The following is a 23,989-nucleotide window of genomic DNA, read 5'->3' on the forward strand; positions in this document are numbered from 1 at the left end:
CCGATCGACAGGAGCCCCGCATGAGCCGGTACGACCGACTCGCACACACCTCGGCAGTGCGTCGGGTCCAGCAGGAGATGGGCAGCGCCACGGCGGTCGGCCGCCGCCTGCGGGAGCCGGCCGGAGAGGCGGAGCCCCTGACCGCCGCCGCGACCGACTTCATCCGAAGCCTCGACGGCTTCCTGTTCGCCAGCGTCGGTGAGACCGGCTGGCCGTACATCCAGTTCCGCGGCGGACCACCGGGCTTCGTCCACGTCCTGGACGAGCACACCCTCGGCTATCTGGACGTCCGCGGCAACCGGCAGTACATCACCACCGGCAACGTGCGCGGCAACGACCGCGTCGCGCTCTTCTTCCTCGACCACGCCCGGCAGACCCGCCTCAAACTCTTCGGCCGCGCCACCGCCGTACCCGCCGACGAGAACCCCGTACTCGCCGAACGCCTGGACTCGCCGCGCACCGAAGGCAGGGTCGAACAACTCGTCACCGTCCGGGTCGAGGCCGTCGCCTGGAACTGCCCCAACCACATCACGCCCCGCTTCACCCGACGCGAACTCTCCGACGCCCTGGGACCGGTCCATGACCGCCTGGCGAGGCTGGAAGAGGAGAACGCCGCCCTGCGAGCGGAACTCGCCGCGCGACACCGCTCGTCACCGCCGCGCGGAGCCGACGAGCACCACCGACGACGGAAGGGCTGAACGGCCGTGGAAGAACGCCCGGCAGAACACGCCACGGTGGTCGCGACCCCGCCGATGACCGGCGGGACCGCCGGGGCACCGCCACCGGGGGAGCCCGCGATCTGGTCCCGCAACTTCCGGTACTACTTCGTCGCCCGCAGCGCCGGTCTGCTCAGCTGGGCCATGCTGCCGGTCGCCGTCGCCGCCGGTCTGCTCCTCGACGGGTACGGTCTGGACGCCGCGGGCTACTCGATGGCTTTCCTGGTCGCCCCGTTCGCGGGCCTGGTGCTGTTCGGCGGTGTGCTCGCCGACCGGTTCACCGCCCGCCGGATGATGATCATCGCGGATCTGGCCAACCTCGCCGCCCACGTCATGCTCGCCCTCCTGTTCGTCCACGGCATCGACCACCTCTGGCAGCTGTACGCGTTGCTGGTGGTGGCCGGGACCGCCAACGCACTGTTCCAGCCGGGCGCCTCCTCGACCGTCCCGCTGGTATCCCGGGACGTGCAGGGCGCCAACGGGGTGCTGCGTACCTCCGAGGCGATCACCGGACTCGGCGGCCCCGCGCTGGCGGGCGTCCTCGTCGGGTTCGGATCCACCGGCTGGGTGATGGCGATCTCCGCCGTCGCCTACGGGACCAGCGCGGTCTGCCTTCTCGCGCTCCGGCTCGGAACGGTCCCCGCCCCGCCGCCGGGCGAGGGCCTGTGGCGCAACCTGGCGGTCGGCTGGCGGGAGTTCCGCGCCCGTAGCTGGCTCTGGGGCGTGATCGTGATCTGGATGTTCTACGCGGTGCTCGCCTGGGGGCCGCAACTGTCGGTCGCCGCGGGTGCCATCGTGCCCGAACACGGCGCGCGGTCCTTCGGCCTGCTCAACGCGGCGTTGGGCGCCGGAACCGTGATCGGTGGCCTGCTGGCGATCCGCTACAAGCCCCGACGACCGCTCGCCGCCGGTGCGGTGGCGATGCTGGCGTACCCGCTGTACCCGCTGGGCATCGTGCTCGGACTGCCGGTCTGGGCGCTCGCCGCCGCCCAGGTCGCGGTCGGGGCCGGGATCGGTGTCTGGGGCGTCATGTGGGCCACCAGCGTGCAGACCCAGATACCGGGCGAGATGCTCAACCGCATCCACGCCTACGAGGTCGCCGGCTCTGTTGGCATGTACCCGATCGGCAGCGCGCTGGCGGGCCCCGCCGTCGGCGCGTTCGGCACCGACCAGGTGCTCCTGGTCGGCGTCGTCGTCTCCTTCCTCACCGCCACCGCTCTGCTGGCCGCCCGCCCGATCCGCTCCCTGCGCCGAGTACCGGACCGCTGCTGAGGCGGAGCGGCCGGCGGTCCGCCGTGAGGACAGCCGAGGTGGGGTCCGGGTGGTGAGCCGCGCTCGGCCCACCGGTCCGGCGCCACGCATCACGCCGGGGCCCGGACACCTGCGCCAAGGGCCGATCGGCGTCCTCGGACTCAGCCGGCACCCCGGCTGTACGCCCGCCACAGTGCGGCGTACTCGCCGCCGTGCGCGAGCAGTTCGTCATGGGTGCCCTCTTCGGCGACCCGGCCGCCGGAGAGCAGCACGATACGGTCCGCGTCGCGCGCCTGGTCCAGACGGTGGGCGACGATCACACTGGTCCGGCCCCGGGTCACCCGGGCGAGCGCCGTCCGCAGCAGATCGCCCGCCCCCGCCCCGGACTCGGCGGTGGCCTCGTCGAGCACGGCCACGGGCGGATCGGCCAGCAGGACGCGGGCCAGCGCCAGATGCTGGACCGCGCCGTCGTCCAGGGGCGCCCCGCCCGGGCCGAGCACGGTGTCGGGGCCGGACTCCAGGGCCTCCGCCCAGCCGGCCCCCACCGCGCGCAGCGCCGCGCGGAGTTCCTCGTCGGACGCCCCGGGGCGGGCCAGCCGGAGATTGTCCGCGAGGGTGCCGCCGAACCGGTGGACCTCCTGCGTCACCAGATACCGGGCGGCGGGCGCCCCGGCGGACGATCCCACGGTGATCCGGCCGCCGGTGGGTTCGCCCAGGCCCGCGATCAGCCGCGCCAGCGTGGACTTGCCCGAGCCGCTCGCGCCCACGAGCGCGACGCTGGCGCCCGCCGGCACGGTCAGGGTCACCTCGCTGAGCGCGGGGCGCACTCCGTCGTACGAGAACGAGACGTCCCGCACCGCGATCTCCGGGGAGCCCGGGGCGCGCGCCGCGCGCGGCACGGCCGTCGCGTCGTCCCGCCGGTCGGCCAGGTCGGTGATCCCGACCAGACGGGCCAAGCCCACCGTGGCCCGCTGGATGTCGTCCAGACTGCCCAGGAGCGCGCCCACCGGTCCGAACAGGCGGTGGAAGTAGAGGGCGGCGGCGGTGGCCGCGCCGAGCGAGATCGCCCCCGCGCCGAGCAGCGCGTACCCGGTCGCGAGGACGGCGGCCAGGCCGAGGAACTCCGCCGCGTTGAGCCACCCCGTGAAGCGGTTGCGCAGCCGTACGCCGTCGCGCTGCCGCTCGATGGCCCGCTCGCCCCGCTCGGACAGCTCGGCCAGGTGCGTGCCCTGGGTTCCGTACGCGCGAATGGTCTCCGCGCCGTGCACCGCCTCGATGACGCTCTGCCCGCGTGCGGACTCCAGCCCGCGGATGTCCCCGTACACCTGGTGGGTGCCGGCGAGGAAGCGGCGGGTGGCCAGGACGTGGACGGGGAGGCAGACCAGGCCTGCCAGGGCGAGGCGGGGATCGAGGACCGCGAGCCCGACCAGGCTCAGACCGATGGTGAAGGCCGCGCCGGTCACCTCGGGCAGGACGTCGGACGCGGCCTCCGAGACGGCCTCGACGTCGCGGGTCACCCGGGAGACCACGTCCGAGCTGTCCGAGGACTCCACGAGGTCGACGGGCAGCCCGATCGCGGTCGTGAACACGTCCTCGCGCAGCGCCGCCAGGACGTCCTGGACCAGGGCGACCAGCATGCGCCCGCCCAGGAGGGCGAGGGCGGCGCCGGTGGCCGCGACGACCAGCAGGGCGAGGCCGAGCGTGGTCACCCGGCCCGTCCCGGAGTCTTCGGCGACCGCGTCGACGAGGGAGCCGAGGAGGGGCGGGGTGGCGAGGGTCACCGCCGTTCCGGCGAGGAGGGTCCCCAGCGCCGCGCAGAGCCGGAGGCGGTGGGCGCCGAGGCGGCGCAGCAGTTCCCGCCGGGTCCGGCGGGGATCGGCGATGGGGAGGGTGGCGGGTGCCGGGGTCACCGGGGGGCTCCGTTCGGTTCGTGGCGGTCGGTGGCGGGAGCGGTGCCGGAGGTGGTGTCGTACGCCGTGCCCGAAGTGGCGGCGGCAGTGGTGGCACACGGAGCGGTGCCGGCTTCCGCCGACAGGTCGACGACCCGGTCGCAGGCGGAGAGCAGGATGCCGCTGGTGGTGACCAGCAGCGTGGTCGTGGGCAGGGCACGCAGGCCCTCGGCGATGCGCTGCTCGGTCGCCGGGTCGACGGCGGTGGTCGGCTCGTCGAGGACCACGACCTCCGCCCCGGTGTGCAGCGCCCGGGCCATCAGCAGCCGCTGGCGCTGCCCGCCGGAGAGCTTGCGTCCCCGTTCGCCGACGTCGCGCCCGTCCCCGCCGATGTCCTCGATCACGTCGTCGAGCATCGTCGCCCGCAGCACGGCGGGGTCCGGGTCACCGCCCGGGGGGACGAGGTTCGACCGCAGCGTGCCGGAGAACACCGCGCCGTGGTGGGGCGGCGCGGCGATCAACTCCCGTACCCGCTCCGGCCCCAGCTCGACCGCGTCGACGCCGCCCACCAGGAGTTCACCGCGGGCGAGCGGCACGCGGTAGCCGAGCCGGTCGGCGAGATCCCGGGCCGTGCCCGGCCGGCCGGGCACGACGCCGACGAGCTCGCCGCGCCCCAGCCGCACCGGCTCGTCGTGGCCGGGCGGGTGCCAGAGCAGCGCCGGGGCGGTGGGGTCGGCCGGATCCCCGGGCCGGCCGCCCCGGGGGCCGGGGGCGGCGTCGATCAGGGGCGGTTCGTTGATGAGGTCGCTGAGCCGGCGGGCGGAGGCGCGCTTGTGGATCCAGTTGGAGGCGAAGGTGCCCACGTGGGCGAGCGAGCCCTGGAGGTACTGGGCGAGGCCCAGGACGGTGACGAGCTGACCGATCGTGATGCCGCCGTCGAGAGCGAGATGTCCGGAGGCGGTGGCGAGCACGGCCAGGAAGAGCCCGGACAGCAGGAGGCTCACGCTGGAGTACGTCAGTACCGACCGCGCGGCGGCGACGGCGCCCCGGCGCGACTCCTGGCTCGCGACGCGGTAGCGGCGGGCCGCCTCGGCGCGGGCGTTCATGCCGGTGACCACCCGCAGGCCGGTGATCATGTCCGTGGCCACGTCACCGGCCCGGGCCGCCGAGCTCTGCTCGGCCAGCCCCCGTGCCTCCAGCGGCATCGAGATCCGGCGCATGACCAGCAGCAGCAGGACGGTGCCGGCGATCACCCCGGCGCCGAGCGGGAGGGAGATCAGCACCAGGACGGCCGACGCCGTCAGGATGGCGGTGATCGTGGACGCCTGCTGGACGACGCTCCAGGAGACCCCGGCGACCCGGTAGGTGTCGGAGGAGACCAACGAGAGCGCCTCGCCCGCCCCGGGCGGCCTCCGCAGCGAGCGCGGGTCCAGCAGCCTGGCCATCGTCCGCAGGCGCAGCGCCTGTTCGCCGTATCCGTAGACGGTCACCATCGCGGACGAGGCCCGCTGGTACGACAGGGACAGCAGCGTGAACACCCCGGCGAGCACGGTCAGCCACCCGAGGAGGGCCGGGCCGTCGGAAGGGGCGAGCGCCCGGTCGATGACGACCCCGACGAGGACCGGCACCAGGGCCTCGCACAGCTGATGGACCATGAACGCGGCCGTGGTGAGACCGAGCCGCAGGCCGCGACCGTCCCGCACGAGCGCGGTACGGAACAGCGCCTGTACGGAGGCGGGTTCGGGCTCCTGGCCCGCCTCGGGCGCGCGGGGCCCGAGGCCCTTCCCCGGGTGGTCCGCTGCCGGGGGCCGGGCCGCCGGGATCGTGGTGCTCACAGGTCGCTCCTCGGGAGGTAAAGGGGTGGGCCGCGCGGGTGGAGGCGTCCGCCGGGCGGTCATCGGCGGCGGCCCGCGTACTGGCGGGCGAGCAGCCAGGCCAGGTAGGCGCCGCCGACGCACACCGTGACGACGCCGACCGGCAGGTCGATGCGCTGGGCCAGGTAGTCCGCGCCGACCAGGACGGCCGCCCCGGCGAGGGCGGCGGGGACGATGCGCAGGGTGGTCGGACTCCGGGTCAGACGCTGGGCGATCTGCGGAGCGGCGAGGGCGATGAAGGCGATCGGGCCCGCCGCCGCGGTCACCAGCGCGGTGAGCGCCACGCCGACGACGGTGGCGGTCAGCCGGGCGCGCTGGGCACGCACTCCCAGCGCGACGGCGGCGTCGTCCCCCATCTCCAGATGGACCAGGGGCCGTACGACGAGGGCGGAGCCGATCAGCAGAACGGCGAACACGGCTGCGGTCGCGCGCAGTTGGTCGAAGCCGAGCCCGCTGAGGGAACCGGCGCCCCAGGTGGCCGCGAGCATCGCCTGCTGCGGGCTGACGGAGAGGAGCAGCATCGACGTGAGCGAGCCGAGGAACGCGCCTACGGCGATGCCGACGATGATCAGCCGGAACGGCCGCAGCCCGCCGCGGTAGGCCAGCAGGTACACCAGCAGTGCCGTCAGGGCCCCGCCGATCAGGGAACCCGACGCCACCGCCAGGTAGTTGGCCGTGCCGAGCAGGAGCATCACGACACTCGCGCCCGCGTACGAACCGGAGGCGAAGCCGATGACGTCGGGGGAGCCGAGCGGATTCTTGGTGAGCGACTGGAACAGGGCGCCGCTGATCGCGAGGGCCGCTCCGCACACCACGGCGAACAGCAGCCTCGGCAGCCGCCAGGTCACCACGACGAGGCGGGCCCGGGGGTCGGCGTCCGGGTCGAGGAGGGCGGACAGCACCTGGAGGGGCGTCAGGCTGATCGACCCGGAGCCCAGGGTCAGGACGCCCAGGGCGGCGACCACGACGGCCAGGACGGCGCAGACGAACAAGGCCCGCCGGTCCACGCGCAGCGCCACCCCGCCGCGCCGCAGGGTCCAGGTGGCCCGGCCGGAGCCGACCTTGCCGGGCGGTCGGACCGGACCCCGCGTCCGTGCGGCCCCGGCGGTCGGCGGCGCGGTCCGGGGCGGTTGGGACGCGGTGCGGGTGCTCACAGGGTGCTCACCTTCCGCCGCCGGACGAGGGCGACGAGGACGGGGGCGCCGACGAGCGCCGTGACGAGGCCGACCCGCAGCTCCCCGGAGGGCAGCACCACCCGGCCGATGATGTCGGCGGTCAGCAGGAAGGCGGGGGCGACGATGACGGTGACCGGCAGGATCCAGCGCTGGTCGGGCCCCACGAACCAGCGCACGATGTGCGGCACCATGAGCCCGACGAACGAGATCGGACCGGCGACGGCGACCGCTGTTCCGGCCAGCAGCGTGACGGCCAGGACCACCGAGACCCTGGTCACCGCCAGGCGCGTACCCAGGGAGCGGGCGATGTCGTCGCCGAGCGCGAGGGCGTTGAGCGCCCCCGCGCTGAGCAGCCCGAGCAGGAGACCGGCGCCGATGAGCGGCAGGGCGACCGGCAGGATGTCCAGCGACCGCCCGCCGATGGAGCCGACGCCCCAGAAGCGCATGACGTCGAAGGTGGTCGTGCTCTTGAGCGCCATGGCGCTGGTGAATCCGCCGCACACGGCGGTGAACGCGACCCCCGCCAGGGTGAGTTTGACCGGTGTGCCGCGATCCGCCCCGATCGAGCCGAGGGCGTAGACGAGAACGGTCAGCCCGAACGCCCCGCCCAGGGCGAACCAGATGAACTGTCCGGCGGCCGTGTATCCGAGCACGGCGACCGCGAACGTCACCGCGAGGCTCGCCCCCGCGTTGACGCCGAGGATGCCGGGGTCGGCCAGGGGATTGCGGGTGAACGCCTGGATCAGCGCGCCGCTGAGGCCGAGAGCCGCGCCGGTCACCAGCCCGATCACGGTGCGCGGGACGCGTAGTTCGCGCACCATGACGTGCTCGTCGGAGTCGTCGAAGTGGAGCAGCGCGTCCCACACGGTGCCGGGTGCGATGGCGCGCGCCCCGATCATCACGCTGAGGACGGCGACGACGAGGAGCAGGGCGGCGGCGGTGAGCAGGATCAGCGGCCGGTGCCGGTGGCGCCGGGCCGGGCCCGCGTCGTCGCGCGGGCCCGGCGCGGTGCGCTCGGCGGCGGTGAGGTCACCCGTGGGCGGGGCGGTCGTCATGGTTGTCCTTGGGGGAGGGCGTCACCTGGGCGGAGCGGGGACGGGGTTCAGGAGCCCGCGCCGGCGGTGCCCCGGCCCGCCACGGCGTCGGCGAGCAGGGGGACGTAACGGTCGATCGCCCACGGGATGGAGAGCACCGAGGGGCCGCTGGTGGCCATGCCCATGGTGGCGTCCTGGACGAAGGCGTACTTGCGCTCGGCGATCGGCTTCCAGCGGGTGAAGAGCGGGTCCTTCAGCGTGTGCTCGACCTCCTCGGCCCCGTTGGCCCAGGCGACGAAGATGTCGGCGTCGATCGTGTCGAGCTTCTCCAGGCTGATGCCGCCGTACCAGTTGGTGCCCTTGACGGTGGAGGCGATCTTCTCCATCGAGGGGGTGTTCTCGAAGCCCATCTCGGTGAGGAGGCGGACCCGGGCGTCGTAGTCGATGTAGAGGCCGAGGTCGGTGGAGCCGGGCGCGAGGGCCAGCCCGTAGGCGAACGTGGTGTCCTTGAACTCCGGGTGGTCCTTCGCCACCCCGGCCAGCTGCCCCTGGACGTCGGTGACGAGGCTCTCGGCCTTGCCGGTCTCGCCCAGAGCCGTGCCGATGGTCCGGGTCATCTCCTGCCACGTTCCGCCGTCCCACGGCTTCTTGAGATAGGGGAGGGTCGGGGCGATCTGGGAGAGCCGCTTGTAGTCGACGTCGGAGATGCCGGAGTACAGGCCGACGATCAGGTCGGGTTCCAGCGCGAGGATCTGCTCGAAGTCGATCTCGCCCGCGTCACCGTAGTTGAGGGTCTCGGGCAGCGGCCCGCCGAGCTTCTCGACCGTGCTGCGGAACCACGGGGTGTAGCCCTGCTTGTCGCCGCCCCACTGCTTGTCCACGCCGACGGGCACGGTGCCGAGTGCCGCGACCACGTCCAGGGACATCCAGCTGACCGCCACGACGCGCTTCGGCTTCTGCTTGATCGTCGTGCTTCCGTGGCCGTGCTCGATGGTCACGGGAAACGCGGCCGACTTCCCCCCGGACTTCGCCTCCGGGGCGTCGGAGCCGGACGTGGTGCCACCGCAGCCCGCCAGGACGACGACCGCGGCGACCGCCACCGTCAGGGCGCGGACCAGGGCGCCCGGCCCGCGTCGGGCCGGGATGAATATCGACATGTCTCTCCTTGATTCCGAGGTAAGGCAACCCTCACCTGGAGAGACATTAGGAAGGCCGGAGTCGTTCAGGGGTCGCGTACCGGCCAGGGTGTGTCGCGAATCGGCCACCCTGCGGATGGGCCTCAGCCCGCGGCGTCGCGGTGGTCGGAGGCGGCGGGCGGCCGGGGGTCAGCGGGCGGCCGGCGCCGGAGCGGCCTGCTCGCGCAGGTACTCCGTCGGGCTGGCGCCGGTGACCCGGCGGAAGGCCGCGCAGAACGCGCTGGTGGTGGCGTAACCGCTGCGGTGGGCCACGAGGTTGACCGGGTGCCCCTGGGCGAGCAGGGCCGTGGCGGCGGACATGCGGACCAGTGAGCGCCACCGGGCGAACGGCATGCCGACGTCGCGGCTGAACGTCCGGGTGACGGTGCGTACGCTCAGCGCGTGCCTGGCCGCCCAGCCCTCCACGGAGAGGTCGCTCTCCGGGTCGCGCATGACGTCGTCCGCCAGCACCTGGATGCGCCGGTCCTCCGGCACGGGCACCTCGATCGCCGGAAGGGTGTCCTCCTCCAGCATTTCGATGACGACGCGCTGCGTCCGCAGCCGGAGGTCGTCGGGCATCGCGGTCGCGTCGAGGTGCAGCAGCATCTCCTGGAGCGCGCGGCCCACCCGCATCGGGCGGGCGGCGGACCACCCCGGCGGGACGGCCCGTCGCGCCACGTAGGTGTAGCAGCTGATGCCGCCCGCCTCGTGGGAGGCCGCGTGCGGCGTGCCGGGGGGAAGCCAGGCGCCCTGCCCCGGGAGCAGCCGGCGCACGGTGGCGCGGGTGCGCAGGGTGATCGAGCCGGTGTGCGGCCAGACCAGCAGTGCGTCGGTGTGCGTGTGCACGCCCGAGGTCACCGGCCCTGTCGGTTCGGAGTCGTCGAACACCGCGGTGGTGAGCAGATACGGCTCGGCCACCTCGGCCCCGCCGGCCGGGGGTTCGGCCCAGGCCTGCGAGGCCGTCGAGGTGGCCTCGACGTGCGGGTGGCGGGAGGCGGCGGTCGGCATGAAGTTAGGTTACCCTAACCATCCCGGGCGGTCGCTCGGCGGCGATGGAGGCGGTCCTGGTCATCGCGGGCCACGTACGGCCGGCCGGTGGGGGTCGGGGCGCGGGCTCAGGACAGCCTCGGCCAAGGTGTCGACGGCGGTCCGTACGCCGCCGCCAACGCGTTCTGGACGGCTTGTCGCCCCACTTGCCGGAACGCGCGGGGGTGGGAGTCCACTTCGTGCACCTTGATGGACCGCAGGACGACCGCGACCGCCACCGTGGTGCCGGGGTTCAGCGTCGCGAACTCCTCCAGCTCCTCGCGCACGCCGGAGCCGAAGGCCTCCTGCAACTCGGTGACCCGGGCGTCCGGCCAGCCCGGCACCGTGCACGTGTCCGCCGTCCCGAACCGCACTCCCTCCGCGCGGGGTTCGAAGTCCGCCACCGCCAGGGCGAAGGAGGACGGGCAGCCGGCCTGCCGGGCGTACACGGCCTTGACCGCGGACAGGGTGCGGGGAGGGAAGGTCCTCGGCTCGGTGGTCATGCGTGCCACCGTATCGACGCACCGGCGGCCTCCCCACGGAATTCTCGTGGGGAGGCCGTCCGCTCAGGCGCCCCGGCGCAGCTCCAGGGTGCAGCACTTCACGCTGCCGCCCGCCTTGAGGAGCTCCGAGAGGTCCACGCCGACCGGGCGGAACCCGCGCTCGCGCAGCCGGCCGGCCAGATCCGTCGCGTTCTGCGGCAGCACCACGTTGTATCCGTCCGATGTCGCGTTCAGCCCGAACGCGGCCGCGTCGGCGGCGGAGGCGAGGAGGGCGTCCGGGAACAGCCGCCGCAGCACGGCCAGACTGCCGGGGGAGAAGGCCGCCGGATAGTAGGCGACCGTCTGTTCGTCGAGCACGGTCAGGGCGGTGTCCAGGTGGTAGTAGTCGGGGTCGACGAGCGTCAGCCCGATCACCGGGCGTCCGAAGTACTCCTGCGCCTCGTCGTGGGAGCGGGGATCGCTGCGGAACCCGGTGCCCGCCAGCAGCCGGTCGCCGGCCAGGAGGTAGTCGCCCTCGCCCTCGTTGACGAACGCGGCCGTGCGCGGTTGCGGGTATCCGTTGTCGTGCAGCCAGTCGCGGTAGGCCGGGCCCTCGGCGATGCGCTCGGCGTCGCGGAACCGGGCGACGAGGGCCCGCCCGTCGACGACGGTCGCGCCGTTGGCCGCGAAGACCATGTCGGGGAGGCCGGGGACGGGGTCGATCGTGTCCACGGTGTGCCCGAGGTTCAGGTAGACCTCGCGCAGTCGCTCCCACTGGGCGATGGCCAAGGGGGTGTCGACGGGCTTCGTCGGGTCCATCCACGGGTTGATGGAGTAGACCACGTCGAAGTAGGTGGGCCGGCACATGAGGTAGTGCCGGGCACGTGCGGTACGCATGGGTGGGGTCCCGATCGTCAGGGGCGGCCGGTGTCATGGCCGCCCATCGAGGTGAAGTGCTCGGCCGCGGGCGGCTCGTGGCCGCCCGCGGTCCGTGCGCGCGTGATCGCCGGGCCGCGGGCGCGGCCGGAGCGGGCGTCGGCTCCGGTGGCGATCACGAGGTGATCGCCCTCGTGGTGGAGGAAGCGGCTCGGGGTGCCGTCGCGGCGCCTTCGGGTGCGACGGCGGATCCGAGGCTTCTCGGGAGAACGATCAACCGGCGCACAAGTAAAGCAAGGCTTACCTAAGAAAACAACGGTGCTTCTTCGCCGTGCCAGTTGAGCCCGTCGGCGTGGCGGCTGTCCGTAAACACCCTTGACCGATCGGCTGTTGAAGGTCGGTGTGCGTCATGCCGCGCCCTTCTCCGCCCCGCGTCCGACCGGGGGACCGATGGTGCCCGCCGCGCCCCGGCGCTACATTCCGGCGGACGGCGGGGAGCTCTCGGCGGCGAGGCCCTCGCGGCCGTACGGCTCCGGGAGATCCCGCGCCGGCCCCCCGAAACTTCGACGGACGGACTGCCCATGCTCTGTACGCGACTGACGAACGCGCGCATCCTCACGATGGACCCCCGCCGCCCCGTCGCCCACGACCTGGGCATCTGGCGGGGCCGGGTCGTCGGTGTGGACGAGGCCGTGACCTCCCTGCCCGCCCGCGAGGTCCTCGACCTGGGCGGCGCCACCGTGCTGCCCGGCTTCATCGACAGCCATGTCCACCTGGCCTGGGCCGGGTTGAAGGCCGTGACGCCGAGCGTCGCCCCGTGCGAGCGGGTCGAGGACATCCTCGCCGTCGTGGACGCTGCGGCCCGGCGGCCGGCCCCCTCCGGCGCCTGGGTGGACATCGCCGGTTACGACCAGAGGGCCCTGGGCCGGCACCTGACCGCGGCCGAACTGGACCGGGTCGGCCACGGCCGCAAGGTTTTCCTGATGCACGACTCCGGGCACGCGTGTGTCGTCAACACCGCCGTGCTGGAGCTGCTGCCGGACGGGACGCCGCACGAGAACGGCTTCCTCGCCGAGAGCGCCATGACCGCCGCCCGCCGGCTGCGGCTGCCCTACTCCCAGGAAGAACTGGCCGACGCGATCGGGCTCGCCGCCCGCGCCTGCCTCGACGAGGGCATCACGGCCTGTGCCGAGGCGGGCATAGGCGGCGGCCTCCTCGGTCACAGCCCCGTCGAACTGGGCGCCTACCAGCTGCTCCGGGACCGCGGCCGACTGCCCCTGCGCATCCAGCTCATGGCATCCGGTGACACCCTGCGCCCCCGTGCCACCCACGCCGACGACGGATTCCCCCGGGCCCTGGATCTCGGCGTGCGCACCGGATTCGGCGACGACTGGCTGTCCCTGGGTGCCCTGAAGATCTACACCGACGGCGGGATGATGGCGCGCACGGCGGCCCTCACCTCCCCGTACGAGGGCACGCCCGACAACGTCGGGCGCTTCCAGGACGACCCCGACCGCCTCGCCGGCCTCATCGTCGACGGGCACCTCGCGGGCTGGCAGCTCGCCGTCCACGCCATCGGCGACCGCGCCGCCGACCTCGCCCTGGACGCCCTGGAGCGGGCCCAGAAACTGCGCCCCCGCCCGGACGCGCGCCACCGCATCGAACACGCGGGGCTGATCCGCCCCGACCAGCTGCCCCGGTTCGCCGGGCTCGGTGTGAGCGCGGTGGTCCAGCCCGCCTTCCTGCGCCACTTCGGCGACGACTACGCGACGGTGATGGGTCAGGAGCGGGAGGGCTGGATGTACCGGGGCCGGAGCTTCCTGGACCACGGGGTCGCCCTCGTCGGCAGCTCGGACCGCCCCGTCGCGGACGGTTCACCGCTGCGGGCGATCCAGTTCATGGTCGAACGCGCCTCGGTGTCGGGCCGCCTCGTCGGCCCGGACGAGGCCGTCACCGTCGACGAGGCGCTGCGGGCCTACACGGTCGCCGGCGCCCACGCCTGCCGCTGGGAGGGGTCGGCGGGCGCCCTCTCGCCGGGCATGCGCGCCGACCTGGTGGTGCTGGGCGACGACCCGCACCGCGTGGACCCCTCGCGGATCGGGGACATCGAGATCGTCGCGACCTTCGTGGACGGCCGGGACGCCCGCGCCGCGAGGTGACGCCACGCTCGACGCCATGCGTGCGGAGAAGGCGGAGAGCGGGCCGGTCGCCGAGTGGGTGGCCGTCGTGTCGTACGAGAACCTGCCGGGCGGTCCGCGGCCCCCGGCGGCCCTCCGCGCCTGACTGCGGGACCGCGGCGTCGACTGGATGCCCTTCGCCGGGAATCTCGTCCGCTTCGATCTCCTCTGCGGCGCCGACGGACGGGCACTGGCGCGGCCGGTACGTCGTCCGTGTCCACGCGGACGCGCTGCGCGTCGTGGGCCTGCACCCCGACCAGCCCTCCGCCGTGGTCACCGGTCCCTCTCCGCCGGGGTGGTGGCATGCCGCCGCCGAGCGCAACGCCGGGCGAGGCCTCGGAGGCTGACGATCCCTCCGGCCGCTCTCTCTCCCAACCGCGTTCCCGTGGAGCCTCTTTGAGGGCCGAGGACCGGTCGACCCGCGCCCTGCCGAAGCCCGGTGGCAGTCGGACGGCAGTGGGGCAGCAGAACAATACATGCCCCTTTTCGTGTTATTTAGGGTGAATGAGGGCATTGGCCCGTAGGTTGGGGAGAAACGCCACCCGCGTGGCGTTCCATGTCCCCGACCCGCAACCGGCCCGGCGCCGGGCGGCCGCCGTTCCACCGGCCGCCCGGCATCGTGCGCCGCAGGTCACGAACGAGGAAAGGCAGGGCAGGTGAACGTGCTGGGGATCATCGCCTCCGGTGTGGCCGCGCTGTTCATCACGGTCGCACTCGCCAAGGTCGCCCGCCGTGCGGCGCTCCGCCCCCACGCCCCGGACGAACCGGGCGGACGTGCGCCACGGGCCGAAGCGCTGCGCGCGGCAGGCGGTGCGACGGTCGTGCTCGGCGTCGGCGCGGCGGCCGGCGGGGCCCTGTGGCTCGGCGCGGCGGACGACGCCGCGAGCTCCGTCGCGGGGCTGCTCGCCGGCGCCGGAATCGCCGCCGCGCTCGGTCTCGTCCATGACGTGAAGCCGTTCCGGGCCGCCTTCCGCCTCCCCGTTCAGACGGCCGCCGCGATCCTCGTCGTCTGCCTCGCCGGACTGTCACCGGCGGCGGGCGCCCTGGCCGTGCTCTGGATCGTCCTCGTCACCAACGCCTTCGCTCTGCTCGACCACGTGGACGGGCTGCTGACCACCGTCGGCCTGGTCACCGCCGCCGGGCTGCTCGCGTGCGCCGCCCTCGGCGAGGACTCCGCCCTCGCCCTGCTTCCCACGGCCCTGGTGGCGGGTCTGGCCGGCTTCCTGCTCCACAACTGGCACCCCGCCCGCCTCCGGCTCGGCGCGTCCGGTGCGCAGTTCATCGGATTCACGCTGGCCGCCTCCGGCGCGCTGATCCAGGCGGCCGCCCCGCCGGGCCGCACCGCGTGGGCAGCGCTGCCGGTCCTGGCGACGGTGGCCCTCGCCGACACCGCCCTGGTCCTGATCTCCCGCCGCCGCGCCGCGCGTTCCCCGCTGCGCGACACGGACGACCACATCGCCCACCGCCTGCGCCGGGTCCGCGTCACCGTGCCGGGCACGTCGGTCCTCCTCGCCCTGTGGGCGGCTGTGCCCGTCGCCACCGGGACCCTGGTGTACGCGGACCTGCTGCACCCCGCGTTCCTCCTCCTGCCGCTGGCCGGGACCGTGGCCGCCGTGTTCGCCCTGCTGAGGATCCCGGCGTACGCCCCGCCCCGCACGACCCGGCCCCGCACGACCCGGCCCCGTACCGCCGCCCGGCGCACCACGGCCTCCACCACCGGCGCCGCGATCCCCTCCGCCGCGTTCGCGCCGGGTGCCACGGGACCGGCCCCCGGGAAGGGCACGGCCTCCGCCTCCGCCAGGACCGCCGCGAGGCACCCCACGGTGCCGCCCCCGCCCACCGGCCGGTCCGCCGCCGCGGTCGCCGCCGAGCGGAGCTGACACCGCCCGCCCGTGATCACCCCCGCAGCCGGCCGAGCGTCGCACGGGCCGCGGTGCGCGCGTACGGCGAGAGCATCAGATACGGCGCCCACGGCCAGGTGTGCCGCAGGCAGTACACCCACCACGGGCGGAGCGGCAGCTCCTGTACCGAGGTCGCGCGGCGCAGCGCCTCCCGGACTCCGATCCCCGGCTCCCGGGACCCGGGAACGCCCGGCCCGCCCACGCACTCACCGGCGTGACCCGGGGCGACGAACGCGCTCACTCCGGCCCGCCGCGCGCGGCGGCCGTGGTCGTAGTCGGCCATCCGGTGGCGGAAGACCTTGTCGGGGTCCCCGACGAGGTCGTACACGGCGCGGGGCACCAGGACCACGCGCCCGTCGTACGTGTCGCAGGGCACGGGCCGGTGCTGGGCGGGCTCGACGAGCGCCAGGGAGCGGCCCCGCCGGCCGGAGTACACCGTGTCCCCGTACGCGTTCCGCACCGCGCCCACGACGACGGCCCCGGGCCCGGCCGCCCCGGCCGTGCGCACCAGGTTCGCGAGGGCGTCCGGGAGCAGTTCGACCCCGTCGTCGAGCCAGAGCTGATGCGTCCACGCATGGGTCGGCCCGCCGGGCGCGCCGCCGAGCGGACCGCCGCCCCCGCCGCCGCTCCGGCTGTTGCGGCTCGCGATGCGCAGCGCCTGGTTGTGGGAGACGTCCGCGCCCACCGACATGACCTCCACCGCCGGATGCCGCAGCCTGACCGCTTCCGGCGTACCGTCGGTGCTGCCGGTGTCCACGAGGTGCACGCCGAGCGTCGTCCCGGCGGGGAGCCCGCGCTGCTCCTCCAGGGCGCGCAGCGCGGACAGGGTTCGCGCGCGACGGTCGTGACTCGTCATCAGCACGGCCAGGTGAACGGAGTGCACAGCGGGCTCCTCAGCTCCTCAATCTCATCATTCATGCATAAAAGCTGATATTCCGCATAGGCTGGGCGGGTGAGTGCCGAACCGCCCGCGAACCCGCTCGGGCCGGTGCTCGCCTTCCTGCTGACGGTCCTGTGCGTGACGACGGTCGCCCTGACCGCGACCGTCCGGTCCACGGTCGCCTCACCCGGCTTCTACCAGGCGGTGCTGGACGAGGAGTCGGCCTACGACCGCCTCTACAGCGAGGTGCTCGTCGACCCGGAGACCTCTCCCGTCACCCGCGACCTGCTCGCGCACCTGCCCGTGCCCGAGGCGCTGGTGACGTCGAACATCAAGATCGTGCTGCCGCCCGCCACGGTCCGGGCCCTCACCGACCAGCAGATCGAGGCGGTGACCGGCTATCTGCGCGGCGACCGCGACGAACTCCGGCTGACCGTCGACCTGGCCCCGGTGCTGGAGAACCTCGCCGACCTCGCGCGCGTCTACTTCGGTGACCTGGTGGCCGGCATCCAGGGCGGCGAACAGCCGGACTTCGAACGCTTCACCGCCGACCTCGCCACGGCGCTCGACGCGCTCAAGGAGGGCCGCGCCCCGAACCTGCCCACGCTGCCGCTCACCGAGGGCCAGGCCGACCGCGCCGCCGACGCCCTCCTCGCGGCGGTCCCGGAGCAGGACCGGCCGGCGCTGCGCCCCGAGATCGAGGTGGCCCTGGGGGAGGGAGACGTGTCGACCGCCCTGGCGGCCACCGCGGCCGCCGCGCTCTCCGACGGCTCACGGACCGCCGCCGCCGACCTCCGTACGATCCTCCAGGACGGTACGTGGGACCTCACCGGCACCCTGACCACCGCCGGGACCGACCTCGCGGCCCTGGAGCGGGCCCGTGACGCCATCGGCCTCCTGACCCTGGTCCGGACGCTCGCCCTCGCCCTCGCCCTGGGCACCCTCGCGACGCTCTGGTCCACCGGTCCCGCCGCCCCGGCCCGCCGCCTGATGCGGCTGGGGCAGGCGCTCGCCTGCGCGGGCGTCCTGGCCGCCGCGGTCGTGCTCCTGGCCCGGTCGGCCTCCGGAGGACGCCTCCTCACCCCGCCGTCCTCCTGGGCCCCGAGCGTCACCGCGCTCGTCGACGACCTCCAGCGCAACGCCGTGGACCAGGCGGCGGCGACCGGACTGGGCGCCGCGCTCATGGCTCTCGTCGGCGGCGTGCTCCTCACGGGCGCGGGCTGGGCGCTGCTGGTGCGTCCGGGCCGGATGCCGACCCCGACAGCGGTGCGGACGACCGCGGCGGGCGTGGCCTGCGCCGCACTGGCCGGCGTCCTGCTCGTGCCGCCCGTGTTCGGCCCGTCCGCACCCCGCCAGTGCCTGGGCAGCAGCCGCCTGTGCGAACTGCGCTACGACGAAGCCGCCTACCTCACCTCGCACAACGCCATGTCCACCACCGCGGACCGGTTCATCGGCCCCCTCCAGGACCCCGACATCACCACCCAGCTCAACACGGGCGTCCGGGCCCTCCAACTGGACACGTACCGCTGGGAGCGCCCGCAGGACATCGCCGCGCGCCTCGACTCACCGGAATTCACCCCCGAGCAACGACGTCTGATCTCCGGCGCCATCGACCGCGCCAACCCGCCGCGCGAGGGGCTCTGGCTCTGCCACGGCGTCTGCCGCGCCGGGGCCGTCGAACTGGTCCCGGCCCTGGAGGACATCGGCGACTGGCTGCGCGCCCACCCCGACGAGATCGTGACGCTCATCGTCCAGGACGACATCAGCCCCGAGGACACCGAGAAGGCGTTCCGCGCCGCCGGCCTGGAGGACCTCCTGCACACCCCCTCGGCGGACCCGGACGCCCCGTGGCCCACCCTGGGCGAGATGATCGACAGCGGCCGGCGCCTGGTGGTGTTCGCCGAGAAGGCCGACGGCCCGGCACCCTGGTACCGCAACTTCTACCGGTACGGAATGGAGACCCCGTTCGCCTTCCGGAGCCCATCGGAGATGACGTGCGCGCCCCACCGGGGCGGCACCGGGAAACGGCTCTTCCTGCTCAACCACTTCATCACGAACGCGGGCGGCAGCCGCCTGGACGCCGGTCGCGTCAACGCGCGCGAGTGGGTCCTGGAGCGGGCCCGGGCCTGCGAGGCGGAACGCGGCAGTCCGGTCACCTTCATCGCCGTCGACTACACGACGGTCGGCGACGCGCTCGGCGCGGTGGACGAACTGAACTCAACCCGTGCCGACGCGAACTGACGAAACGTCACCGATGTGGTGGATCCCCTGCCCGACGTGCCTGCCGTCCGAAACCCCGGGGAACCACGAGGGGAGCGTGAGAGGCTACGTTCCCAGCGGCTCCCCACCGTGCGGACGGAGCCGGACCACTGCCGACAGATCGGGAAGACAGCGCCCATGACGCCTCCGAGCGACCCCGCACCGCACGGTGCTCCCGCCGCCGTTCCCGCCCCCGGCGACGGGGACCGACAGCAGGGCGCGGGCCGTCTGCTGGCCGTGAGCGACCTGCACGCGGCGGTGACCGACAACCGCGCCATCGTGGAGTCCCTGCACCCGACGTCCGACGCGGACTGGCTGATCGTCGCCGGCGATGTGGCCGAGACGCCCGAGGACATCCGGTGGACCCTCGGGCTCCTCGCGGAGCGCTTCGCCCACGTGATCTGGGCCCCCGGCAACCACGAGCTGTGGACCCTGCCCAAGGACCCGGTCCAACTGCGCGGCCAGGCCCGCTACGACCACCTCGTCGAGCTGTGCCGGGAGCTCGGAGTGACGACTCCGGAAGACCCGTTCCCGCTCTGGCCGGGCCCGGACGGACCGGTGGCGATCGCGCCGCTCTTCCTCCTGTACGACTACACCTTCCGGGCCCCGGGAACGCACACGAAGGAGGAATCCCTGGCCGTCGCGCACGAGTCCGGCATCGTCTGCAACGACGAATACCTCCTGCACCCGGACCCCTACCCGACGCGGGACGACTGGTGCCGCGCCCGGGTCGCCACGACCGGACGCCGGCTCGCGGAGCACGACCCCGAGATACCTCTCGTCCTCGCCGGGCACTGGCCGCTGGTCCGGGAACCCACGTCGGTGATGTGGTACCCGGAGTTCGCCCAGTGGTGCGGCACCGAACTGACCGCCGACTGGCACCGCCGCTTCAACGTCACCGCCGTCGTCTACGGACACCTCCACATCCCCCGTACGACCTGGTACGACGGGGTGCGCTTCGAGGAGGTCTCCATCGGCTACCCCAGGGAGTGGCGGGAGAGGGGGCACCCGCGCGGCCTGCTGCGACAGATCCTCCCCTACGAGGGCGAACCCGCCCCACAGGCCCGCACCGACGTCGAACCGTCCGCACGGCGGAGCACCCCCGGAGGCACCTCGTGATCGAGCGGCTGCTGCCCGCCGACGTCTCCTGCGCGGCCACCCGCGCGGAGACCGTCGCCGACGGAACCCTCTTCCCGGAGGAGGAGGCGCTGATCGCCAAGAGCGTGGCCAAACGCAGGAACGACTTCGCGACGGCCCGCGCCTGCGCCCGGCGCGCGATGGCCGGACTCGGCCTGCCGCCCGTCGCCGTGCTCCACGGTCACCGGGGGCGACCGCTGTGGCCCGAGGGGATCGTCGGCAGCCTCACCCACTGCGGCGGGTACCGGGCGGCCGCGCTGGCCCGTGCGAGGGACGTGCTGTCGTTGGGCATCGACGCGGAACCGCACGCTCCGCTCCCCACCGGCGTACGGGAGTTGGTGACCCTGCCCGCGGAGCGTGAGCGGATCGGTCCGCCCGCGCCGGAAGGCACGGGCGAAATCCACTGGGACCGTGTGCTGTTCAGCGCCAAGGAGAGTGTCTTCAAGACCTGGTACCCGATCACGGGAGTCGAACTCGACTTCATCGAGGCCGATCTGACGTTCCATCGGGTGCAGGATCAGGGTGGCGGCGAGAGGCTTCAGGGCGGGCCCGGCACCGCCGAGGGAACGTTCGCCGCACGTCTGCTTCTCACGGACCCGGCCCTGCCGACGACGCTGCACGGGCAGTGGCGGATCGAGGACGGCATCGTCGCCACGGCCGTGCTGGTCCGGCCCGACTGGCGGGCGAGCGACGGGTCGTGACGTCCGGTCGGCCGGTGCGCGTGGTTCGCGGTTCGCTTTGCGTGGTTCGCGGTGCGCTGTTTCCGGTTCGGGTTCGCGGGAGCGGTCGGCAGGCCGGGGAGCGCGTCGTGCGGTGAGGTCCGACGGGTGGTGCGAGGGCTGCGCGGTGGCGTTCGCTGAGCTGGGGGCCGTTGGCGGTGGTGGTGCGTGGCGTTCAGCCGGCCGAGGGCCGTTGACGGTGTCGCAGTGGCGTTCAGCCGCTCGTGGGAGCGGTCAGCGGGCGGCCCAGCGCCACGTTCCACCGGCCCGCCCGCCCGCTGAGTCCGGTCAGCGTCAGCGGGGCGACGTCCAGCCGCCAGAACGCCTCCAGCGGCAGCCGCAGGCCATGGACGACCACCGCCCGTACGACGGCTACCTCGGCCACGGCGAGAAAGCCCGTGTCGGGTGCGTCCGGCCCACCGAGGGAGTCCAGCCACCCTCCGATCCTCCCGACCAGGTCCCGCAGCGACTCGCCGCCGTGCGGAGCCGCCGACGGATCGCCGAGCCAGGCGGTCAGCTGAGCGGGTTCGGCGGCCGCCACATCGTCGAGGCGGCGGCCGGACCACCGCGCCAGGTCCCAGCCGGTCAGAGCCGGTTCGGTCCGCGCCGCCAGGCCGAGGGCCTCGGCGGTCCCGCGGCACCGCTCGGAGGGGCCGCTCAGCGCGATTCCGGCCACGGGCACCGCGTCGGCCGCCGCCAGCGCACGCTCCCGGCCGGACCGGTCCAGGGGAGCGTCGCCGTCGAATCGGGCCTCCCGCAACGCGGCGTTCATCGCCGGTGAGATCAACATCACGCGAACTGTCATGTCCCTGCCTTCACTTCTCCATCAGAGACCCCAGAGCCCTGTCGCCCCAAGGAATCCGCGTTCCGCCACCCCGCAGATTGGACCATGGCGGTGCCTGCGCGCAGGCGGTATGGTCACGTCGACCATGACGAGGGTGCGACGGAAGTCCGGTGGGAATCCGGCACGGTCGCGCCACTGTGAACCCGCGTCCGCGGGGAAGTCAGACCCGCCACCTTCGTCCGAGGCACCACGACAGGGACGCGTGTTCCCACAGGAGGTTCTGCCATGGCACAGTCCGCCGTTCCGGCGACAGGGGCAGCCACGATCGCCCCGATCTCGGCGAAGGCCATCGCCCCCTGGGCGGTCTTCTTCGGCATCCTCATGCTCGTCCTGCTGTACTTCGTCGGCGCCGAACAGGGCGCCACCGCGCTCATCTCTGGCGAAGGCGTCCACGAGTGGGTCCACGACGGCCGTCACCTGCTCGGCTTCCCCTGCCACTGAGGCACCTGAACAACCAGGGAATCAGCGGACACGGAAGCAAGAGAAATCAGGAAACCATCGTGAACTCCATATCTGTCAGAGCCCTGCTCGTGCGCGGCATGCTCGCGGGCCTGATCGCGGGCGCGTTCGCGCTCGCCGTCGCCTACTTCCTCGGTGAGTCCCAGGTGGACGCGGCCATCGCCCTCGAAGAGGCCCACAGCCACGACCACGGCGGCGGCGAGGAGTTGGTCAGCCGCACCATGCAGGCCACCGGCGGACTCGCCACCGGTGTCCTGGTGTTCGGCGTCGCGGTCGGCGGGATCGCCGCCCTCGTGTTCTGCTACGCGCTGGGCCGCATCGGCGGGTTCGGCCCCCGGGCCACGGCGGCGCTGATCGCGGGTGCCGCCCTGCTCACGGTCTACGTCGTGCCGTTCCTCAAATACCCGGCGAACCCGCCCGCCGTCGGCAACCCCGACACCATCGGCGAACGCACCGCCCTGTTCTTCCTGATGGTCGCCCTCAGCGTGCTGCTGGCCGTCGCCGCCGTCATCATCGGCAGACGGCTCGCTCCTCGCCTGGGCAACTGGAACGCGACCGTCGTGGCAGGCGCCGGCTTCGTCCTGCTGATCGGCCTCGCCTACGCCTTTCTGCCCTCCTTCGACGAAGTGGGCAAGGACTTCCCGGCCGGCCTGCTGTGGGAGTTCCGGCTCTCCACGCTCGCGGTCCAGGTGACGCTGTGGACCGTGTTCGGCGTCGTCTTCGGCCACCTCACCGAACGGCTGCTGGCGCCCGCCGCCCTTGCCGCGACGCCCCGCACCGCGAGCGCGGTGAACTGAGCCGGACCGTCTCCGTACAGCACGCGTACGCGTGCCGCACGGAGACGTTTGCGTCCGGACAGGTGAGGTCAGAGGCGGCGGGTCGCAGAGGTCTTCAGGGCGCGGGGGAGGAGGCGTCGGGGTCGCGCAGGCCGTCCTCGGTGCGGCGGGCGGCGTTGCCGACGATCCGTTCGAGGCTCTGCTGCACGTCGTGTTCCGTGCTCCCGTGCGGTGCGTACGCGGACACCGTGAGCACGAGGTCGCCGTTCCACAGGAGGAGGGTGCGGCCGGGGCGGCCCCCGTCGTCGGCCGGTATCGCGTAGGCGGCGTCGTGGACCTTCTCGGGCCCGCGCCCGTGAGCGCGGTCGAGGTCCTCCTTGACGCGGTACGCGTGACGGGCGGCCTCGGGGTCCTCGTACACCGAGGCCCTGGTGCTGAGCTTCCAGAACGTGCCGTCGGGAGCCTTCAGGTCCGCGAGGCAGCCGGTCTCCCGATAGAGCGGCCGTGCCCCGTTCTCCCCGATGTCCTCCTGCGCGTCGGAGGAGGCGGAGTCGGTGGTGCTGCCGAGAGTGAAGCCCTCGGCGGGCGCCGCACCCGTGAGGAGTTCGCACGGTCTGCCGGTCCAGCTGTGGGTCCCCGGCGGGCGAGCGGCCCGCTCCGCCGTCTCTCCGCTCTTTCCGTCGTCGCCGCCGGAGCAGCCGGCCGAAACCGCCACCGCCAGCCCGATGAGCGCGGCCGACCGCACCCGGCGTAACGCGACACTCCTGGCTCCGTGCATCTCCCACCCCTTCGTCCCTGAGATCCCATTGTCCGATGCCGGTACCGGCGGGTAAAGGAGACCGGGCCCGCATCGAGGGGTGCGGGCCCGGCCGGTCGCGCGGGGCGGCTCAGGAGCGGGCGGCTCCGGGGCCGAAGTCGCCGGTGAGGGCGGCGGCCATCCGCAGATGCGGAGCCGCGTCGGCGGTCCGTCCCTGGCGCTCCAGCGTCCGGCCCAGCATCAGGCGCGCGTAGCTCTCCACCGGGTCGAGCTCCAGAATGGCCCGGAGCTCCTCCTCCGCCTTACCCAGCCGGGCGGAGTGGTAGTAGGAGCGGGCCAGCAGCAGCCGCGGGGCGACCTGCTTCGGCTCCTCCTCGACGAGACCGCCCAGGATCCGCGCGGCCGTCAGGTACTCCTTGGCCTCGAAGAACATCTGCGCCCGGTCCCACCGGTCGGCGGCGGTGCCGAACTCGTAGTAGGTCTCGGTCTCGCTCACGTGTCCTCCTTCGTGTGGTGCGGGCCGGTTCCGGGCCCGCCCCGCCGTCCGTTCAGCCATGACAACACCGCACAATGGTTGAACAT

Annotated in this window: 22 protein-coding genes and 1 riboswitch; of the genes, 9 read left to right on the top strand and 13 right to left on the bottom strand. The window is 73.7% G+C overall.

Features of this window, described 5'->3' with window-relative positions:
- The first annotated feature begins 20 nt into the window (after window positions 1–20).
- Both OG245_RS34875 and OG245_RS34880 read left to right on the top strand, forming a co-directional pair.
- Window positions 21–698 (top strand): pyridoxamine 5'-phosphate oxidase family protein, encoded by a 678-nt coding sequence (locus OG245_RS34875; RefSeq protein WP_371627331.1) that lies wholly within the window; start codon window positions 21–23, stop codon window positions 696–698.
- Window positions 699–704: 6 nt separating this feature from the next.
- On the top strand, window positions 705–1,988 hold the full coding sequence (locus OG245_RS34880; protein WP_371627332.1) for an MFS transporter: 1,284 nt from the start codon (window positions 705–707) through the stop codon (window positions 1,986–1,988).
- A gap of 140 nt (window positions 1,989–2,128) precedes the next feature.
- Here the strand turns inward: OG245_RS34880 and OG245_RS34885 are convergent, their stop codons facing one another.
- The 9 genes from OG245_RS34885 to OG245_RS34925 form a co-directional block, all read right to left on the bottom strand.
- Entirely contained in the window at window positions 2,129–3,877 is a 1,749-nt protein-coding gene (locus OG245_RS34885) for an ABC transporter ATP-binding protein (protein ID WP_371627333.1), read from the bottom strand.
- Complete coding sequence (locus OG245_RS34890; protein WP_371627334.1) at window positions 3,874–5,691, bottom strand: ABC transporter transmembrane domain-containing protein; 1,818 nt, start codon at window positions 5,689–5,691, stop codon at window positions 3,874–3,876. Before OG245_RS34890 ends, OG245_RS34885 begins: the two co-directional genes overlap by 4 nt.
- A 59-nt stretch (window positions 5,692–5,750) precedes the next feature.
- Window positions 5,751–6,764: a FecCD family ABC transporter permease gene (locus OG245_RS34895; RefSeq protein WP_371628073.1), complete on the bottom strand. Its 1,014-nt coding sequence runs from the start codon at window positions 6,762–6,764 to the stop codon at window positions 5,751–5,753.
- Between the two features lie 116 nt (window positions 6,765–6,880).
- Window positions 6,881–7,960, bottom strand: a complete 1,080-nt coding sequence (locus tag OG245_RS34900) for a FecCD family ABC transporter permease (protein WP_371627335.1) — start codon at window positions 7,958–7,960, stop codon at window positions 6,881–6,883.
- 47 nt (window positions 7,961–8,007) lie between these two features.
- The gene (locus OG245_RS34905; protein ID WP_371627336.1) at window positions 8,008–9,096 is read right to left on the bottom strand and encodes an iron-siderophore ABC transporter substrate-binding protein; all 1,089 of its coding nucleotides are present in this window, start codon (window positions 9,094–9,096) and stop codon (window positions 8,008–8,010) included.
- Between the two features lie 168 nt (window positions 9,097–9,264).
- Entirely contained in the window at window positions 9,265–10,122 is an 858-nt protein-coding gene (locus OG245_RS34910) for a helix-turn-helix domain-containing protein (RefSeq protein WP_371627337.1), read from the bottom strand.
- A 107-nt stretch (window positions 10,123–10,229) separates the two neighbouring features.
- On the bottom strand, window positions 10,230–10,643 hold the full coding sequence (locus tag OG245_RS34915) for a hypothetical protein (RefSeq protein ID WP_371627338.1): 414 nt from the start codon (window positions 10,641–10,643) through the stop codon (window positions 10,230–10,232).
- Window positions 10,644–10,706: 63 nt separating this feature from the next.
- Window positions 10,707–11,519 carry a dimethylargininase gene (ddaH, locus tag OG245_RS34920; RefSeq protein ID WP_371627339.1) on the bottom strand — a complete coding sequence of 271 codons (813 nt, stop codon included), beginning with the start codon at window positions 11,517–11,519 and terminating at the stop codon, window positions 10,707–10,709.
- A 17-nt stretch (window positions 11,520–11,536) separates the two neighbouring features.
- Window positions 11,537–11,677: a hypothetical protein gene (locus OG245_RS34925; RefSeq protein WP_371627340.1), complete on the bottom strand. Its 141-nt coding sequence runs from the start codon at window positions 11,675–11,677 to the stop codon at window positions 11,537–11,539.
- 402 nt (window positions 11,678–12,079) lie between these two features.
- On the opposite strand from OG245_RS34925, the gene OG245_RS34930 reads away from it, so the two are divergent.
- Both OG245_RS34930 and OG245_RS34935 read left to right on the top strand, forming a co-directional pair.
- Window positions 12,080–13,657 (top strand): amidohydrolase, encoded by a 1,578-nt coding sequence (locus OG245_RS34930; RefSeq protein ID WP_371627341.1) that lies wholly within the window; start codon window positions 12,080–12,082, stop codon window positions 13,655–13,657.
- A 674-nt stretch (window positions 13,658–14,331) separates the two neighbouring features.
- Window positions 14,332–15,555, top strand: coding sequence for an MraY family glycosyltransferase (locus OG245_RS34935; protein WP_371627342.1), 1,224 nt, complete (start codon window positions 14,332–14,334; stop codon window positions 15,553–15,555).
- Between the two features lie 16 nt (window positions 15,556–15,571).
- Here the strand turns inward: OG245_RS34935 and OG245_RS34940 are convergent, their stop codons facing one another.
- The gene (locus tag OG245_RS34940) at window positions 15,572–16,459 is read right to left on the bottom strand and encodes a glycosyltransferase family 2 protein (protein WP_371627343.1); all 888 of its coding nucleotides are present in this window, start codon (window positions 16,457–16,459) and stop codon (window positions 15,572–15,574) included.
- Between the two features lie 69 nt (window positions 16,460–16,528).
- Between OG245_RS34940 and OG245_RS34945 the strand changes: the two genes are divergently transcribed.
- From OG245_RS34945 to OG245_RS34955, 3 genes are all read left to right on the top strand, one after another.
- The gene (locus OG245_RS34945) at window positions 16,529–18,697 is read left to right on the top strand and encodes a hypothetical protein (RefSeq protein WP_371627344.1); all 2,169 of its coding nucleotides are present in this window, start codon (window positions 16,529–16,531) and stop codon (window positions 18,695–18,697) included.
- Between the two features lie 156 nt (window positions 18,698–18,853).
- Window positions 18,854–19,834, top strand: coding sequence for a metallophosphoesterase (locus OG245_RS34950; RefSeq protein WP_371627345.1), 981 nt, complete (start codon window positions 18,854–18,856; stop codon window positions 19,832–19,834).
- Window positions 19,831–20,553, top strand: coding sequence for a 4'-phosphopantetheinyl transferase (locus OG245_RS34955; RefSeq protein ID WP_371627346.1), 723 nt, complete (start codon window positions 19,831–19,833; stop codon window positions 20,551–20,553). Before OG245_RS34950 ends, OG245_RS34955 begins: the two co-directional genes overlap by 4 nt.
- Window positions 20,554–20,785: 232 nt before the next feature.
- Here OG245_RS34955 and OG245_RS34960 read toward each other — a convergent pair whose 3' ends face one another.
- A complete protein-coding gene (locus OG245_RS34960; RefSeq protein WP_371627347.1) occupies window positions 20,786–21,376 on the bottom strand; it encodes a histidine phosphatase family protein in 591 nt (196 codons plus the stop codon).
- Between the two features lie 126 nt (window positions 21,377–21,502).
- A riboswitch (adenosylcobalamin (AdoCbl) riboswitch) is annotated at window positions 21,503–21,595 on the top strand.
- Window positions 21,596–21,640: 45 nt separating this feature from the next.
- Here OG245_RS34960 and OG245_RS34965 point away from each other — a divergent pair.
- Window positions 21,641–21,856: a CbtB-domain containing protein gene (locus OG245_RS34965; RefSeq protein ID WP_371627348.1), complete on the top strand. Its 216-nt coding sequence runs from the start codon at window positions 21,641–21,643 to the stop codon at window positions 21,854–21,856.
- A 59-nt stretch (window positions 21,857–21,915) separates the two neighbouring features.
- A complete protein-coding gene (locus tag OG245_RS34970) occupies window positions 21,916–22,671 on the top strand; it encodes a CbtA family protein (protein ID WP_371627349.1) in 756 nt (251 codons plus the stop codon).
- 94 nt (window positions 22,672–22,765) lie between these two features.
- On the opposite strand, the gene OG245_RS34975 is transcribed toward OG245_RS34970, so the two are convergent.
- Complete coding sequence (locus tag OG245_RS34975) at window positions 22,766–23,428, bottom strand: hypothetical protein (protein ID WP_371627350.1); 663 nt, start codon at window positions 23,426–23,428, stop codon at window positions 22,766–22,768.
- Between the two features lie 109 nt (window positions 23,429–23,537).
- Entirely contained in the window at window positions 23,538–23,903 is a 366-nt protein-coding gene (locus OG245_RS34980; protein WP_371627351.1) for a tetratricopeptide repeat protein, read from the bottom strand.
- Window positions 23,904–23,989: the final 86 nt, after the last annotated feature.

The organism is Streptomyces sp. NBC_01116 (genome assembly GCF_041435495.1).
Classification (GTDB): Bacteria; Actinomycetota; Actinomycetes; order Streptomycetales; family Streptomycetaceae; genus Streptomyces.